The sequence below is a fragment of the Amycolatopsis sp. NPDC045836 genome, from assembly GCF_056431745.1.
In genome coordinates this window covers 87,181-102,630 of the sequence record NZ_JBWKKF010000014.1, presented here as the reverse complement: position 1 = coordinate 102,630, position 15,450 = coordinate 87,181, and the positions used below count along the sequence as shown (strand labels likewise).

At 72.0% G+C, this 15,450-nt stretch carries 17 protein-coding genes; 10 read left to right on the top strand and 7 right to left on the bottom strand.

The annotated features are described in order from the left end of the window. Positions 1-18 precede the first annotated feature (18 nt). The gene (locus tag AC07EG_RS26100) at positions 19-1,047 is read right to left on the bottom strand and encodes a hypothetical protein (protein ID WP_478255807.1); all 1,029 of its coding nucleotides are present in this window, start codon (positions 1,045-1,047) and stop codon (positions 19-21) included. A 61-nt stretch (positions 1,048-1,108) separates the two neighbouring features. Between AC07EG_RS26100 and AC07EG_RS26095 the strand changes: the two genes are divergently transcribed. Continuing rightward, entirely contained in the window at positions 1,109-1,822 is a 714-nt protein-coding gene (locus AC07EG_RS26095; protein ID WP_478255806.1) for an MBL fold metallo-hydrolase, read from the top strand. A 667-nt stretch (positions 1,823-2,489) separates the two neighbouring features. On the opposite strand, the gene AC07EG_RS26090 is transcribed toward AC07EG_RS26095, so the two are convergent. The 3 genes from AC07EG_RS26090 to AC07EG_RS26080 are packed head-to-tail and all read right to left on the bottom strand — an operon-like array spanning position 2,490 to position 4,998. Next, positions 2,490-2,870 (bottom strand): TIGR03618 family F420-dependent PPOX class oxidoreductase, encoded by a 381-nt coding sequence (locus AC07EG_RS26090; protein WP_478255952.1) that lies wholly within the window; start codon positions 2,868-2,870, stop codon positions 2,490-2,492. Beyond that, positions 2,870-4,303 (bottom strand): sensor histidine kinase, encoded by a 1,434-nt coding sequence (locus AC07EG_RS26085; RefSeq protein ID WP_478255805.1) that lies wholly within the window; start codon positions 4,301-4,303, stop codon positions 2,870-2,872. Before AC07EG_RS26085 ends, AC07EG_RS26090 begins: the two co-directional genes overlap by 1 nt. After that, a complete protein-coding gene (locus tag AC07EG_RS26080) occupies positions 4,300-4,998 on the bottom strand; it encodes a response regulator transcription factor (protein WP_478255951.1) in 699 nt (232 codons plus the stop codon). The genes AC07EG_RS26085 and AC07EG_RS26080 overlap by 4 nt, the downstream gene beginning before the upstream one ends. 131 nt (positions 4,999-5,129) lie before the next feature. Between AC07EG_RS26080 and AC07EG_RS26075 the strand changes: the two genes are divergently transcribed. Genes AC07EG_RS26075 through AC07EG_RS26065 form a run of 3 tightly spaced genes read left to right on the top strand, consistent with a single transcriptional unit; the run spans position 5,130 to position 7,665 of the window. Further along, on the top strand, positions 5,130-6,506 hold the full coding sequence (locus AC07EG_RS26075) for a ferredoxin reductase family protein (protein WP_478255804.1): 1,377 nt from the start codon (positions 5,130-5,132) through the stop codon (positions 6,504-6,506). Between the two features lie 8 nt (positions 6,507-6,514). After that, positions 6,515-6,931, top strand: coding sequence for an FMN-binding protein (locus AC07EG_RS26070; protein WP_478255803.1), 417 nt, complete (start codon positions 6,515-6,517; stop codon positions 6,929-6,931). After that, positions 6,931-7,665, top strand: a complete 735-nt coding sequence (locus tag AC07EG_RS26065) for an FAD:protein FMN transferase (protein ID WP_478255802.1) — start codon at positions 6,931-6,933, stop codon at positions 7,663-7,665. The genes AC07EG_RS26070 and AC07EG_RS26065 overlap by 1 nt, the downstream gene beginning before the upstream one ends. On the opposite strand, the gene AC07EG_RS26060 is transcribed toward AC07EG_RS26065, so the two are convergent. Then, the gene (locus tag AC07EG_RS26060) at positions 7,658-8,131 is read right to left on the bottom strand and encodes a carboxymuconolactone decarboxylase family protein (RefSeq protein WP_478255801.1); all 474 of its coding nucleotides are present in this window, start codon (positions 8,129-8,131) and stop codon (positions 7,658-7,660) included. The genes AC07EG_RS26065 and AC07EG_RS26060 overlap by 8 nt on opposite strands. Before the next feature lie 194 nt (positions 8,132-8,325). On the opposite strand from AC07EG_RS26060, the gene AC07EG_RS26055 reads away from it, so the two are divergent. The 3 genes from AC07EG_RS26055 (at position 8,326) to AC07EG_RS26045 (ending at position 11,404) form a co-directional block, all read left to right on the top strand. Continuing rightward, the gene (locus AC07EG_RS26055) at positions 8,326-9,006 is read left to right on the top strand and encodes a zinc ribbon domain-containing protein (protein WP_478255800.1); all 681 of its coding nucleotides are present in this window, start codon (positions 8,326-8,328) and stop codon (positions 9,004-9,006) included. Continuing rightward, entirely contained in the window at positions 9,003-10,202 is a 1,200-nt protein-coding gene (locus tag AC07EG_RS26050) for a glycoside hydrolase family 3 N-terminal domain-containing protein (RefSeq protein WP_478255799.1), read from the top strand. The genes AC07EG_RS26055 and AC07EG_RS26050 overlap by 4 nt, the downstream gene beginning before the upstream one ends. Before the next feature lie 269 nt (positions 10,203-10,471). Beyond that, positions 10,472-11,404: a hypothetical protein gene (locus AC07EG_RS26045; RefSeq protein ID WP_478255798.1), complete on the top strand. Its 933-nt coding sequence runs from the start codon at positions 10,472-10,474 to the stop codon at positions 11,402-11,404. Here the strand turns inward: AC07EG_RS26045 and AC07EG_RS26040 are convergent. After that, the gene (locus tag AC07EG_RS26040; RefSeq protein WP_478255797.1) at positions 11,401-11,955 is read right to left on the bottom strand and encodes a TetR/AcrR family transcriptional regulator; all 555 of its coding nucleotides are present in this window, start codon (positions 11,953-11,955) and stop codon (positions 11,401-11,403) included. The genes AC07EG_RS26045 and AC07EG_RS26040 overlap by 4 nt on opposite strands. 99 nt (positions 11,956-12,054) lie before the next feature. Here AC07EG_RS26040 and AC07EG_RS26035 point away from each other — a divergent pair, with 99 nt between their 5' ends. Together AC07EG_RS26035 and AC07EG_RS26030 are read left to right on the top strand one after the other, a co-directional pair. After that, positions 12,055-12,387 carry a hypothetical protein gene (locus AC07EG_RS26035; RefSeq protein ID WP_478255796.1) on the top strand — a complete coding sequence of 111 codons (333 nt, stop codon included), beginning with the start codon at positions 12,055-12,057 and terminating at the stop codon, positions 12,385-12,387. Then, positions 12,384-13,808: an ABC transporter ATP-binding protein gene (locus AC07EG_RS26030; RefSeq protein ID WP_478255795.1), complete on the top strand. Its 1,425-nt coding sequence runs from the start codon at positions 12,384-12,386 to the stop codon at positions 13,806-13,808. Before AC07EG_RS26035 ends, AC07EG_RS26030 begins: the two co-directional genes overlap by 4 nt. Positions 13,809-13,864: 56 nt before the next feature. On the opposite strand, the gene AC07EG_RS26025 is transcribed toward AC07EG_RS26030, so the two are convergent. After that, a complete protein-coding gene (locus tag AC07EG_RS26025) occupies positions 13,865-14,617 on the bottom strand; it encodes an IclR family transcriptional regulator (protein ID WP_478255794.1) in 753 nt (250 codons plus the stop codon). 40 nt (positions 14,618-14,657) lie between these two features. Between AC07EG_RS26025 and AC07EG_RS26020 the strand changes: the two genes are divergently transcribed. Beyond that, positions 14,658-15,443: a 2-keto-4-pentenoate hydratase gene (locus tag AC07EG_RS26020; protein ID WP_478255793.1), complete on the top strand. Its 786-nt coding sequence runs from the start codon at positions 14,658-14,660 to the stop codon at positions 15,441-15,443. Positions 15,444-15,450 lie beyond the last annotated feature (7 nt).

The following is a 15,450-nucleotide window of genomic DNA, read 5'->3' as shown; positions in this document are numbered from 1 at the left end:
GCGGGTGGCCGCCCGGGTTCAGTCCTCGGTGCTGGTCAGGTAGGGGTGCACGGTCTCGGCCAGGTGCGGGCGCGGGGTGAACCAGTCGGCGAAGTCCAGGCCCTTGACCCCGTCCTCGGTCTCGGCCTCGAAGAGCAGTTCGTGGTCGAGGTCCTCGAAGGCGTGCTCGTTGAACGCGGCGAAGATCTGCTCCAGCGGCAGCTCCTCGCTGATCCCGGACAGGTCCAGCTGCACGGCCGCGGCCGACTTGATCAGGTGCAGGCCCAGCGCCTCGGCGGTGCTCTGCGGGGCGGTCCAGCCGGGCTGGCACAGCCGGTAGCCCAGGATCGAGGTGCTGACCAGGAACTGCTTGGCGAACAACGCGGTGTACTGGTCGGCGAACCGCTCCGGCAACTGGTCGAGCACCCACAGGGTGTCCTGCTCGCCCGCGGTCACCTCGGCCTCTTCGAGCGCCTGGATGTCCTGGAACAGCTCGTCGGTGAGCACCTCGATGCCCTGCACGAACGCACCGGCCACCAGGGTGGCCTGCTCGGCGGGCACCGACTCGGGGTCGTCGGGCACGTGCCCGAACGCCTCCAGGCCGAACGCCCGGAGCTGGCTCGCGCTGGCGAGCAGCTGGGCGCGGGCGGCGGCCAGCTCCTCCTCGGTCGGCTCCTCGCCGGCTTCGGCCTCGTCCTCGATCTCGACCGGCTCGTCGTCGCTGAACGCGGCGGCGAGGTCCTCGTCGGAAGCCGAGACCTCGCAGCGGCGCACGGTCCAGTCGGTGAGCAGCTGGGTCCGGTCGAGCAGCTCGTCGAGCACGTGGCGGGCGCCGTCCTCGGCGAGCACCAGCGCGGGCGCGTCGAGCGCCCAGGTGATCACCGCGCCGGAGGCCCCCACCTCCACGCTGTGGTCCACCGGTTCGATCTCCACCCCGTCTGGACCCTCGACGGCGGCGAGCTGGTCGAGCTGCTCGTCGAGCAGCGTGGCCACGCCCAGCCGCTGGAGCGCGTCCAGTTCGGCGGCGTCGGCTGGCGGGACGATTTCGGCGATGAGCTGGTACTCCACGCGCGGAAGTGTGGCACCCCGCACGGGGACGCGCACGCCGGGTCCCCAGTACGGTGAGCGCATGCCGGATCGCCTGTACTTCCGCCAGCTGCTCTCGGGCCGGGACTTCGCCGTCGGGGACCCGGTGGCCACCCAGATGGTCAACTTCGCCTACCTGATCGGTGACCGGGAGACCGGTGCGGCGATGGTGGTCGACCCCGCCTACCGGGTGGCGGACCTGCTGGACGTGCTGGCCGCCGACGGCATGCGGCTGACCGGCGCGCTGGTCACCCACCACCACCCCGACCACGTCGGCGGCGACATGATGGGCTTCTCGCTGCCCGGCCTGTCCGACCTGCTGGCGCTGTCACCGGTCCCGGTGCACGTCAACGGTGACGAGGCGGAGTGGGTCAAGCGGGTCACCGGGGTCTCGGACTCGGACCTGGTCGGCCACGACCACGACGACCTGGTGGAGATCGGCTCCATCCCGGTGCGGCTGCTGCACACGCCCGGGCACACCCCCGGCAGCCAGTGCTTCCTGGTCGGGGAGGACCGCCTGGTCTCCGGGGACACCCTGTTCCTGGAGGGTTGCGGCCGCACCGACTTCCCCGGCGGTGACGCGGATGCGATGTACCGCAGCTTGCAGTGGCTGGCGGGTTTGCCCGGGGATCCGGTGGTGTACCCGGGGCACCAGTATTCGGCGGCGCCTTCTTCGCCGCTTTCGGAGGTGCGGCGGGACAATTTTGTGTATCGGCCGCGGTCGCTGGAGGAGTGGCGGGTTATGTTCGCGGGGTGACCACCCCTTTTTTGATTCTGACTACGGCGAAGGGCCTTTTGTCAAGGCGGGAAAGATGCCTTGGCAAAAGGCCCTTCGCCGTGTTTTTGGCTTCGGGCCGGGGTGGGAGGGGGGTGTGGGTGGGTTCTCGGCTTTGGTGCCCGGCTGCGGTTGGTGTCCGAGTGGGTTCCTGTGCTGGTGTTTGGGTGTGTGGTTGGTGTCCGGGTGGGTTGCTGTTCTGGTGTTTGGGTGTGGTTGGTGTTCGGGGGCTTGTTGTTCTGGTGTGTGGGTGTGGTTGGTGCCCGACTGGGCTTCGGCTCGGTGTCCGGGCGCGGCCAGTGCCCTGGTGTTGTGCGTGCTCGGTGTCCGGGTTTTGCTGGTGAACTGGGTGCGGGTCCATGGCGCTCGAGGTGCCTGATTCTTTGGTGCCTTGGTTCCCATTCTATTGCTGTCAGGGTGCCGGTTCCTGTTGGCGCTTGGGGTTCGCCTTTTGGCGCCCGGGTTCGCTGGTGCTTTGGGCGCTCGGCTTTTGTTGGTGCTCGGGGTACCCGGTTTTGTCGGTGCCTTGGTGCCCGGGGACTGCTGGCGTTTCGGTGCCTGGGGTGGTCAGTGCTCGGCGCTCCGGTCCTGCCGGTGCTTGGGGCGTCCGGTTCCGCTGGCGTTCCGGCGCCTGTGCGCGCCGGCTGGATCAGCGCATGCCCAGGTTCCGGATCAGCTGGATTTCGATGACCACCCGGTCGGGCTTGGGGCGCGGCTGTCGGTGGTAACGCGCGGCGTAGCGGTCTTCCGCGTCGCGCACCGAGTCCGGGTCGGTCAGGAGGCGGGCTCGGCCTTCCAGCGTGGACCAGCGGCGGCCGTCGGCCTGGCTGACGGCGGCCGGGACGTCGCCGGGGCGGACGTTGCGGGCCTTCACGCTGGCCCGGAAGGTGATCACCCTGGCCACCGAGAAGTCCTCGTCCACCGTCACGCCCACCGGCACGACGTGCGGCAGCCCGTCCGGGCGCAGGGTGGTCAGCGTCGGGAAGTGCCGTTCGGCCCAGAACGCGCGCAACTCGTCGGACGGGTCGATCAACGGGGTCCCTCGTTCCTCGGCAGGCGGACGGTGAACCGGCACCGGCCCGGACCGCTGGCCAGTGCCACGGTACCGCCGTGCGCGGTGACCAGTGAGTGCACCACCGACAACCCCAGCCCGCTGCCACCGCGCTGCCGCGCGCGCGAACGGTCGACGCGGTAGAAGCGGTCGAAGATGCGGGCCTGGTCCTCGGGCGGGATGCCGGGGCCGGTGTCGGCCACCTCCAGCACCGCCTCGGCGCCCCTCGCGTGCGCCTCCAGGGTCACCGAGGTGCCCGGCGGGGTGTGCACGGCCGCGTTGGTCAGCAGGTTGTCCAGCACCTGCCGCAGGCGCAGCGGATCGGCGAACAGGGTGATCGGGTCGGTGCCGACCACCACGGTCAGCTCGCGGTCACCGTGGGCCGCGCGGAAGGCGTCGGCGGCCGCGGTGACCAGGTCCACCAGGTTCAGCTCCTCGCGCCGCAGCGGGGCCTCGGCCTCGGCGTCGTCGAGCCGGGCGAGCAGCAGCAGGTCGTCGAGCAGCAGGCTCATCCGGCCCGCCTCCTGCCGCAGCTTGCCCAGGTGCGCCTCCCGCTCGGCGGGTTCGTTGGCCGCGGCGTACTGGAACAGGTCGGCGTAACCGCGGATCGAGGTGAGCGGGGTGCGCAGCTCGTGGGAGGCGTCCGCGATGAACCGGCGCAGCCGCTGCTCGGCCGCGGTCCGGGCACCCAGTGACGAGTCGATGTGCGCGAGCATGGTGTTCAGCGCGGTCCGCAGCTCGTCCACCTCGACGCCGCCGCCGGTGCCGGTGGCGCGCACCGGCAGGTCCGGTGAGTCGGTGAGGTCGCGGGTGGTGATGTCGTGCGCGGTGGCGGTCATGTCGCTGAGCGGGCGCAGGCCGCGGCGCAGCACGATCCGGCCGGTGATCACCAGGATCGCCAGCGCCAGGCTGAAGGAGGCCACCTCGACCGCGATCAGCTGCTGCACCGTGCTGTCCAGCTCGGCCTCGGGCGCCGCGCTGACCAGCACGGTGCCGGTGACCCGGTCGATCGGGCAGGCCCGGACGCGGAAGTCGCCCTCGCCGCGCAGGTGCACGGTCCGGATCACCTCGGTCTCGGTGGCGTCCCGCGCCACCCCGGCCAGGTCCTCGACGTCCTGCGGCAGCCGGTCCTCCGGCTGCGGGGTCGCGGTCCCGTTCCGCACCTCGAAGGCCACCGAGTACCACGAGTAGAACGGCGTCGGGTCCTTCGCCGGGTACTTGCGCAGCTTCTCGCTTTCGTCGAGCTGACTGGAGGTCAGCTGGTCGTCGAGCTTGTCCCGCAGGTAGTCCCGCATGATGCCGACGGTCAGCGTGCCGACGATGGCGAAGACCACCAGCGAGAGCGCGGCCAGCGCGAACGCCAGCCGGGTGCCGAGGCGGAGCCGGTTCCACGCGCCGAGCCAGCGGGTCACCGAGCCGCCTGGCGCACCACGTAGCCGACCCCGCGCACGGTGTGGATCAACGGCTCCGCCCCGCTGTCCAGCTTCCGCCGCAGGTGCGAGATGACCAGTTCCACCACGTTGGACTTGCCGCCGAAGTCGTACTCCCACACGTGGTCGAGGATCTGCGCCTTGGTCAGCACGCCCGGCGACCGGCGCATCAGGTACCGCAGCAGCTCGTACTCGGTGGGCGTGAGCGTGATCAGCCGGTCACCGCGGCGGACCTCGCGGGTGTCCTCGTCCATGGTCAGGTCGGCCACCCGCAGCACCGAGTGCTGCCACGCCGGGCCGGTGCTGCGGCGCAGCACCGCCCGCAGCCGCGCCATCAGCTCCTCCACCGAGAACGGCTTGACCAGGTAGTCGTCGCCGCCCCTGGTCAGCCCGGCGATCCGGTCGGCGGTGCCGTCCTTCGCGGTGAGGAAGACCACCGGCACCATCGTGCCGCCCTCGCGCAGCCGGTCCAGCACGGTGAACCCGTTGAGGTCGGGCAGCATCACGTCCAGCACCACGATGTCGGGGTGGAACCCGGCGGCCTCACGCAGCGCGGCCTCGCCGCTGCCCGCCGTGACGGCCTGCCAGCCCTCGTACTTCGCCACCGTCGCCACCAGGTCGGCGATGTGCGGTTCGTCGTCGACGACCAGCAGCTTCACCGGGTTGTTCGCGTTCACCGTGCTCACGGTGCCATGGTGCGCCACGCCGCCGCCGCTGGCGAGGCGCGGGGGTGGCGTGGCGCCCGACCGACAGGATCTCGACAGGTGGCGAAAAGGAAGCCCACAGCTTCGCCGCACAGGCTGGGCCCATGGCCGAAGTCACCACCGCCGGGTCACCCGCCCGCCAGCCCGCCGTCGAACGCGGTGCCGCCCTCCGCCCGCGGACCACCGCCGGGCTCGCGCTGTCCGCCCTGCTCGCCGCGAACGCCGTGGTGGTCACGGCGTTGTTCACCGCCTCCGCGCCGTCCAGCAACGCGCTCGTCTCGCTCGGGCGCCTCACCGGGCTCTACGGCGCCCTGCTGATGGCCTTCCAGCTGCTGCTGGTCGCCCGGCTGCCCTGGCTGGACCGCAGGCTCGGCATGGACCGGCTGACCTCGTGGCACCGCCTGCTCGGCTTCGGCCTGCTGTGGACGCTGACCGGGCACGCCGTGTTCATCGTCTCCGGTTACGCCGCGGTGGAGGGCACCGGCCCGATCGACCAGCTCGGCACGCTGGTCACCACGATGGAGGACGTGCTGCGCGCGGTGGTGGCGCTGGTGCTGGTCCTGCTGGTCGGCGGCCTGTCGGCCCGGTACGCGCGGCGGCGCCTGGCCTACGAGACCTGGCACTTCACCCACCTCTACACCTATCTCGCCGTGGTGCTCGCCTTCGGCCACCAGGTCGCGGTGGGCGAGACCTTCGTCGGCTCCGCCCCGGCGCGGGCGTACTGGTGGACGCTGTGGGGCGCGGCGGTGGCCGCGGTGGTCGCCGGCCGGGTGGTGCTGCCGCTGCGGCGCAACCTCAAGCACCGGTTCCGGGTCACCGCGGTGGTCCCGGAGTCACCGGAGGTGGTGTCGGTCCACATCACCGGCGAGAAGCTGGACGAGCTGCCGGTGCGCGCCGGGCAGTTCTTCCTGTGGCGCTTCCTCAGGCGCGACCGGTGGTGGCAGGCCAATCCGTACTCGCTGTCCGCCGCGCCGGACGGCCGGTCGCTGCGGCTGACCGCCAAGGCCGTCGGCCGGGGCAGCGCCGGGTTGCGCGGGCTGCGGCCCGGCACCCGGGTGTTCGCCGAGGGGCCGTACGGCGCGTTCACCACCGCGCACCAGACCCGCGGCAACGCGCTGCTGATCGCCGGCGGGGTCGGCATCACCCCGATCCGCGCCCTGCTCGAGGAGGTGGCCGGGCACGTGGTGGTGCTCTACCGCGTGCGGTCGGCGGCCGACGCCGTGCTGCTCGCCGAGCTGACCGCGATCGCCCGCACCCGGGGCGCGGAGCTGCGGCTGCTCACCGGTCCGTCCGATCAGGACGGTCCGGACGGGCCGGTGCTCGGGCCGCGGAACCTGGCCGCGCTGGTGCCCGACGTGACCGACCGGGACGTGTTCGTCTGCGGTCCGCCCGGAATGACCAAGGCCGCGTTGCGCGGCCTCAAGGAACTCGGCCTGCCCGCGGCGCAGGTGCACGCCGAGCGGTTCAGCCTGGCCGGTTGAGGAGAGAGATGAAGAAGACCATTCCCGTGCTGCTGCTCACCGCCGGTGGGTTCGCCTGGCTGTGGCAGTACGAGCCCACCCCGCACACCGGGACCGTGGTGGTGGCGCAAGCACCCGCTCCGGCCACCGGCAGCGCACCCGCCGAGGCGGGTGCCGCGGACACCAGGACGCTGACCGGCACCGAGGTGGCCGCCGGCCGCCACGGCACCGTTCAGGTGCAGGTGGTGCTGACCGGTGGCACCATTACCGGGGTGCAGGTCCTGCGCGCGCCGGACACCAATCCGACCCAGCGCGCGTTACCCGTGTTGCGGGAGGAAGTCCTCACCGCCCAGAGCGCGGACATCGACACGGTTTCGGGAGCGACGATGACCAGTGAAGCCTACGCCGAGTCGCTGCAGGCGGCTCTCGACGGGAAAGGTGCCTGATGCTGGGGCAGCCACGCCGGGTCGAGCACATCATGGGCTTCCCCATCTCGATCGACATCCGCGCCACCACCAGCCCGCTCGGGCCCGCGGTGGACCACGCCTTCGACTGGCTGCGCGCGGTCGACGCGCGGTTCAGCCCGTTCCGCGAGGACAGCGAGGTGAGCAGGCTCAACCGCGCCGAACTCGCCCCGGCCGAGCTCAGCGACGACTTCATCGAGGTGCTGGCGGTGTGCCGCCGATACGAGGAGCGCACCGGCGGCGCGTTCAGCGTGCGCCTGCCCGGCCGCGGCCTCGACCCGTGCGCGGTGGTCAAGGGCTGGGCGGTGCAGCGGGCCGCCGAGGCCCTGATGGACGCCGGTGCCCGCCGCTTCTGCGTCAACGCCGGTGGCGACGTGGTGGCCGCGGGCGGTCCGTGGCGCGTCGGCGTCCGCCACCCGGAGCGGATCGACCAGCTGTGCGCGGTGCTGGCGGTCCAGGACGCCGCCGTGGCCACTTCGGGCCGCTACGAACGCGGCGACCACATCCTCGACGGCCGGACCGGCGCCCCGGCCACCGGCCTGAAGAGCATCACCGTGGTCGCCGACACGCTCACCATCGCCGACACCACCGCCACCGCCGCCTTCGCCCTCGGCGCGGACGGCCCGGAGTGGGCCGCCGCGCAACCGGGGTGCGAGGTCTTCGCGGTCACCGAGGACGACCGCGTCTTCCGCTCGCCGAACCTGCCGCTCAGCTGAACTGGCCGACCCGGTACGAACCGGCGGGCTGGCGCACCATCACGTTGGCGCGGTTGAACGCGTTGATCAGCGAGACGCTGATCACCAGCGCGCCCAGCTGCTCCTCGTCGAAGTGCTTGGCCGCGTTGTCCCAGACCTCGTCCGAGACGCCACCCGCCGCGTCGGCGATCCGGGTGGCCTCTTCGGTCAGCTCCAGCGCCGCGCGCTCGGCCTCGGTGAACACCGTGGCCTCGCGCCAGCTCGCGATCAGGTTCAGCCGCACCGAGGTTTCCCCGGCGTGCTCGGCCTCCTTGGTGTGCATGTCGGTGCAGAACCCGCAGCCGTTGATCTGGCTGGCGCGGATTTCCACCAGGTGCGCGATCTCGTGGGGCAGCGACGAGTCCCTGACCGCCTTGCCCGCCGCGATGATGCCCTTGAAGGCCTTGGCCACGACGGGGTTCTCGAACATGTTGAGCCGGGCTTCCATCGAAGTGCTCCTTCGGGGTTGTTGGTGAATACACCTCTTCGACACCGCAGCCCGGCGGTCTGTGACAGCACTCGGTGTGACGTGGCTCGCACCGCGGTGGGAAACAGCCGCACGTACCCGGTTTCCGGTGTCGTAACACCGGTTTTCGCCCGCCGACTACCTCCGTGCGTCGTACCCGAACGGAGGGGTTCCCGGTGGATGACTGGCGAGGTCAGCAGCAGTGGCGGTACCCGCGGCCCGATCCGCCGCCGTACGAGACGGGGTGGACCGCCGGGGTGAAGTCGCTCACCGCGGTGGCGATCACCCTGGTGATCGGCCTGCTCGTGACGCTGACCGCGGTGCTCGTCCGGCAGGGCCGGGCGAACGTGGCGCAGCAGGCACCCGAGGGCTACGCGGTCTACGTGCCACCCGCGGCGACGTCGACGGAGTACGCCACGCCGCAGTACACCGTGCCCGACCGGCCGTCCACCACCACGGTCACCGAGCCCGCGCCGGAGTCCGCGCTGTCCTCGCTGCGCGGGCAGGTGGAGGCGGATCGCGCCGAGGTTTCCGCGCTGGTGGGTCACTGGGTGCCGCAGCTCTCGGCGAAGCAGCCGGGGCTGGTGGCACGCGGGGTGACCTACGACCACCGCAAGATCTGGGCCGGCCACCAGGAGCACAAGCGGCGGTATCCGCGGGCGCTGCTGTTGTGGTCCGGTGACTTCAGCAGCTTCCAGCACCCCGACTTCTGGATCACCGTGGTGCCGGAGACCTTCGCCTCCGGGGAAGCGGCGAACGGCTGGTGCGTGAGCCAGGGCATCGGCAAGGACGACTGCTACGCCAAACGGCTGGCGCACACCGGCGGGTACGAAGGAAATACACTGGTCCGCAAATGACGCGTTCGGCCGGTACCAGAGCTTGGCTGCTCTCGCTCTGCGCGGGAGCGGCGGTCTGCGCGGTCATCGTGGCCGTCGTGCCGCACGCGGCGCCGGCGGTGCCGCGGGTCCAGCCGGGGCGGGCGGTGGCGGCACCGGTGCAGCGCCCGCCCGCACCACCGGGTTCACCGGAGCTTCCGGAGCTTCCGGAGCTTTCCGAGGCGCCGGACTGCGCCGGGCTCGCCGCCGGGATGAGCGAACGCGACCAGCTGGCTCAGCTGCTGGTGGTCGGGGTGGACCCGGCCGACGAACGGGACGCGGTCGAGGTGGTCCGCGACGAGCACGTCGGCGGCATCTTCCTGGGCGGCAACGCGACCCGCGTGCTCACCGGCGACCGGCTGAGCGCCGTGCACGCCGCTTCACCGCACCCCCTGCTGGTCGCCGTGGACGACGAAGGCGGCCGGGTGCAGCGGATCGACGAACTCGACGGCGACCTGGCCAGCGCCCGCGAACTCGCCGCGTCGGCGACGCCGGAGCAGGTGCGTGCGCTCGGTGCCGAGCGCGGCCGGAAGCTGAAGCAACGCGGGGTGACGGTCAACCTGGCCCCGGTCGCCGACCTCAGCGAGGCCGCGGCGGACACGGTGATCGGCGACCGGTCCTACGGCGCCGATCCGGTGGTGGCGACGCGGTACGCCGGGGCGTTCGCGGACGGTCTCGCCGAAGCCGGGGTCATCCCGGTGCTCAAGCACTTCCCCGGCCACGGCCGCGCGAACGGCGATTCGCACCAGGAGCTGGTGCGCACCCCGCCGTTGGCCGAACTGAAGTCCGGGGACCTGCTGCCGTACGCGAACCTGGTGCAGCGCGGGGCTCCCGCGGTGATGCTCGGCCACCTCGACGTGCCCGGCCTGACCGGGGGAGCACCGGCCACGCTCAGCCCGGCCGCGTACCGGCTGCTGCGCCAGGACTACCACTTCGACGGCGTCGCGATGACCGACGACCTCGGCGCCATGCGCGCGATCGCCGACCGCTACCGCCTGCCCGACGCGGTGCTCGCCGCCCTGGTCGCCGGCGCCGACCTGGCCCTGTGGTCCGGCCACGACGCCCCGGGGCCGGTTCTGACCAGGCTGGAGCGGGCCAGGGCTTCCGGGGAACTCCCCGCGGACCGGGTGGCGGAAGCCCTGACCCGGGTGCTGCGCCTGCGCACGGGCTGCCGGTGACCCGGTCGCGGAAGGCGCGAGCTTTCAACCGGTGAACACGGCCAGCCAGCCGGCCAGCAATTCCAGCACGAAGTGGGTCTGCACGGGATTTCTCCTCCTTTCCGGAATCGAGTACCTGCGAAATCCAGCATCGGGGCGGGTCCGGTGAGGCGGCAGTGGTTTCCTGTTTCCCGGCTTTTCCGGAAACGGAAACACCCGGGCGGGCTTGCGTGCCGGGCCGGGCCCGGCCAATCTGGAACCCGCCGGAACCCGGAAGGAGAACGACCGCGGTGAGCGCACTCGTCGAGGAGCTGAAGGCGCTGCGCAAGGGCCGCGGGGTGCTCACGGGCACCCTCGGCGAGCGGATCGGGCCGGAGCTGCGGCGCTGCTGCGGGGTGCGCGAGGGGGACCGCCCGGCCGAGGTCCGCGACAAGGTCACCGCCACGCTGGCGGCCGCGATCGCCGAACTGCCCGAGGACCTCGGCGGCCTGCTGCTGGTCGCCTTCGCCCTGGACCCGCGCCTGCGCCTGCCGTTCTACCAGGAGCGCATCGATCGCGCGGCGGACGAACTGCACCGGGACCGGCGCACCGTGCGGCGCCGGATCGACGACGGCATCGTGCACCTGGCGGAGCTGGTGGACAGCCGGTCGCCCGCCCCGCCGGCGCCGAGCCCGCCGGAGGAACCGGGCCCCGGCTGGTACACCGAGGAACTGCGGACGTTCGTGAACCTGGAGTCCGCCGCGCCGGAAGCCTTCGAGATCCGGCGGGTGGTGGCCGAACGGGACGGCATCGGTGAACTCGGCCTGGCCTTCACCGTGACCGCCGCGCCCGCCGGGCCGCGGATCGACGTCTTCAGCGGCGGCAGGCTCGTCGGCACGGAAAAGGAGTCCAGCGACCGCGTCGGTTTCGCCCTGCGGTTGCCGTCGCCGTTGCGCCGGGGCGAGTCACACGTTTTTGTGCTGCGATTCCTGGCGGAAAGCGAATCGCAGCCGCATTACGTGTGCGTGCCGAAACAGCGCTGCGACCATTTCGACCTGCGTGTGCGGTTCCGGCCCGACCGGCTGCCCTCGTCGGTCTGGCGGGTGACCGGCGGTTTCCAGCGCGATCTCGACGATCCCGTGGTCACCGGCGAACCGGTCCGGCCGGACCCCACCGCGGAAATCCGCGGCGAGTTCCACCGCCTGCTGCCCGGACTGGCCTACGGCTTCCGGTGGTCCGGCTAGGCGGCCAGGGTCTTGCGCAGGGACCGCAGGCACAGGCCCAGTGCGGTGTGCTTCGAATCGCCGGCTTCGCACTGCTGCCACGAGGCGTAGAGCAGCGCCCAGACCACGTTGTTCACCCAGGCCGCCGGCATCGACGGGTCGATGACGCCGTCGGCGTGGCCGCGTTCGATCAGCCGGTTCAGCGCCCGGTCGGCCTCGCTCTCCTCTTCCCAGGCTTCGTCGCTGATCAGCGAGGGGTGGTTGAACAGCAGCATCAGCACCCCGCCGAGGTCGAAGTACTCCTGGCACAGCCGGTCCAGCGCTTCGAGCGCGTCGCCTTCGTCGAGGCGGGCGCGGGCGGCGGCGAGTTCGATGGTCTCCAGCACGTCGGTGCCGATGGCTTCGAGCAGGTCCGAGCGTTCCGGGAAGTAGCGGTGCACGGTGGTCCGCCCGACCCCGGCCGCGTTCGCCACGTCCGCCAGTGACGCGCTGTAGTCCTTGTTCAGCACCGCGATCGCGGCGTCCAGGATCGCCCGGCGGGTGCGTGCCCGGGCCCCGGTCTCCTCGCTCATCCTCGCACCGTACGACGCGGTGTTCCGGAACGGAATCCGGGTTGACGAGAATGGAACATCGATGTTCCACTGTTGAGCGTGGATGTTCAAAAAGAGAGCATGACTGTCCGTCCGGCCAGGTTGCCCGGGCTCCGGACGCTGTGGTCCTTCGCCCGCCCGCACCGCCCGACCCTGGTGCTGGGCCTGGGGCTGGCCCTGCTGGGCTCGGGCATGAGCCTGGCCACGCCGATGGTCACCAAGTGGGTGCTCGACCAGCTCGGCGCGGCCGGCTCGCCGGCCCAGCCGGTGTTCGCGCTGCTCGCCCTGCTGGTGGCGGGCGCGCTGATCTGGACCTGCCAGTGGATCCTGCTCGGCACCCTCGGCGAACGCGTGGTGCTGCGGCCCGCGAGGCGATGGTCCGGCGGTTCTTCCGCGCCACCGTGCCCGCGGTGACCAGCCGCCCGGCCGGTGAACTGGTCACCAGGGTCACCTCGGACACCGTGCTGCTGCGCGAAGCGGCCACGTCGAGCGTGATCTCGCTGATCAACGGCGTGGTGCTGCTGATCGGCACGCTGGTGCTGATGGGCCTGCTGGACCTGGTGCTGCTCGGCACCACGGTGCTGGCCGTGGTGCTGATCGCGCTGCTGTTCGCCCTGCTCATGCCCGCCATCGCGAAGGCGCAGGAACGCGCGCAGGACCACGTCGGCAAGCTCGGCGGGCTGCTGGAGGGCACGCTGAAGGCGATCCGCACGGTGAAGGTCAGCCGGGCCGAGGAGCGGCAGGCCGACGGGGTGCTCCGCGAGGCGGAAGCGTCGGCGGCGCACAGCATCCGGGCGGTCCGGCGGGAGGCGGTGGCGTGGACGATCGCCTGGTCCGGAGTCCAGCTGGCGATCATCGCCATCCTCGGCCTCGGGGCGTGGCGGGTCGGCCTCGGCGTGCTGGAGGTGTCCAGCCTGATCGCCTTCCTGCTCTACGCCTTCGGCCTGATGGAGCCGATCATGGAGCTGAGCCAGAACGTCACCACGCTGCAGTCCGGGATCGCCGCCGCCGCGCGGATCCGCGAGGTGGAGGCGATGCCGGTCGAAACCGACGGGGCACCCGGCGCCACCGGCCCGGCGTCGGCCGGGCCGGTGCTGCGGTTGCGCGGCATCACCGCCGCGTACGGGCCGGACGCCGAGCCCGCCGTGCGCGGGATCGACCTGGACATCCCGCGCCGCGGGCACGTGGCGATCGTCGGGCCGTCCGGGGCGGGCAAGACCACGCTGTTCTCGCTGATCCTGCGTTTTCTCGAGCCGCAGCAAGGGGAACTGCTGCTCGACGGCAGGCCGTACGGTGAACTGACCTACGGGCAGGTGCGCGAGCGGCTGGCCTACGTCGAGCAGGAGACGCCGATCGTGCCGGGCACCATCCGGGACAACCTGCGTTACTCGCACCCGGACGCGGGCGAGGCCGAACTGCGGGCCGTGCTCGACGAGGTGCAGCTGACCGAGAAGGTGACGACACTGGAACACGGGCTGGACACCCCGCTTTCGCCCACCTCGGTCTCCGGCGGGCAGCGGCAGCGGATCGCGCTGGCGCGGGCGGTGCTGCGCACCCCGGAGGTGCTGCTGCTGGACGAGGCGACCGCCCAGGTGGACGGCCTCACCGAGGCGGCGGTCCACGACTGCATCCGCCGCCGGGCGGCCACCGGGGCGGTGGTCACCATCGCGCACCGGCTGTCCACCGTGCTCGACGCCGACACCATCGTGGTGATGGCGGAGGGCCGCATCCGGGCGCGGGGCACCCACGAGGAACTGCTGCGCACCGACGAGCTCTACCGGGAACTCGTCGAGTCGCTGCGGATCGCGACGGAGGAGCAGGAACCGGCCGCGTAGCGGACGATTCGCGGTGAGGAGGGGAGTTGGTGGGTGCGAAACCGGAAGAACCGGAGTCAGCCCCGCAGGGTCCGGGAGAGCGCCAGTGACGCGGTCCGGACGGCCGGGCTGATCCGCGCCGTGCTCATCCGGTTCGCCCAGCCCGACAGGGAGATCCCGGCAACGGCGTGCCCGCCGGCATCGAGCACCGGGCCGGCCACGCACACCACACCCGGCACCGACTCCTCCCGTTCGTGGGCGACGCCGTCGAGCCGGGCCTTGGCGAGTTGGCGGCGGAGCAGGCCGGGCGCGGTGATGGTGCGCGGGCTGATCCGCTCGAGCCCGGCCGCGATCACCTGCTCCACCAGGTCGTCCGGGGAGAACGCGAGGATGGCCTTGCCGACGGCGGTGGCGTGGGCCGGGAACCGGCCGCCGGTCCGGGACGGCAGGTGCGGGGCGTCCGGCCCGCGCAGCACGTCGAGGTAGACCACCTCCGTTCCCTCCAGGATCGCGAGGTGGACGGTGTTGTGCGTGGCCTCGCGCAGATCGGCCAGGTACGGCCGGGCCGCGTCGACCAGTCCCCGCTGCCGGATCGCGAGCTGGCCGATCTCGAACAGCCGCAGCCCCAGCCGGACCGCCCGCCCGTCCCGTTCCAGCAACCCGTGCCCGGCGAGGTGGCCGATCAGCCGGTGCGTGCTCGACTTCGGCAGCCCCGTGCGGCGCGCCAGTTCGGACACCCCCAGCGCGTCGTCGCCGGGGCGGAAGGCGGTCAGCAGCAGGGCCAGCCGGGCCGCGGTGGCCCCCTCGTCGTTCCGCTCAGCGGGACACATGCATTGAGTGTGCCCCATTCGCGGGTGGATGGTGGGTGCCATGCCGGACACCGCCCTGCACCACGCCCTCGCCGAGGACCTGCTCGCCGCCTACGTCTCCGGGGAACCGATCCCGCCGCTGATCGAGGACCACCCCGAACTCACCGTCGCCGACGCCTACGCCGTGCAGCTCGCCCAGGTCCGGCACTGGCAGGCGGGCGGGGCGGTGGTGCGGGGGCACAAGGTCGGCCTGTCCAGCGAAGCGGCCCGGCGGCAGATCGGCGTGGACGAACCGGACTTCGGGCACCTGACCGACACCATGTTCTACGCCGAGGGCGAGCCCATCCCGACCGCGCGCTTCCTGCAACCGCGGATCGAGCCGGAGATCGCCTTCGTGCTCCGGAAACCGTTGCAGGGCCCCGGGATCACCGCGGAGCAGGCCGCCGACGCGGTGGACCACCTGCTACCGGCCCTGGAACTGGTCGACTCCCGCATCCGCGACTGGCGGATCTCCATCGTGGACACCGTGGCGGACAACGCCTCCTCCGGCGCGGTGGTGCTCGGGGCGACCCCGGTGCCGGTGGACGCGATCGACCTGACCAGCGCCCCGTGCGAACTGCGCCTCAACGGCGAGGTGATCGAAACCGGCCACAGCGGCGCGGTGATGGGCTCCCCGCTGAACAGTCTGGTGTGGATCGCCAACAAGCTCGGTGAGATGGGCACCGCGCTGCAGCCGGGCCACGTCATCCTGTCCGGCTCGATCACCCGGGTTTCCCCGGTCGCCCCCGGCGACCACGTCACCTGCACCGTCGACGGGCTCGGCGCGGTCAGCGCCGTGTTCAGCTAGGGAGGAC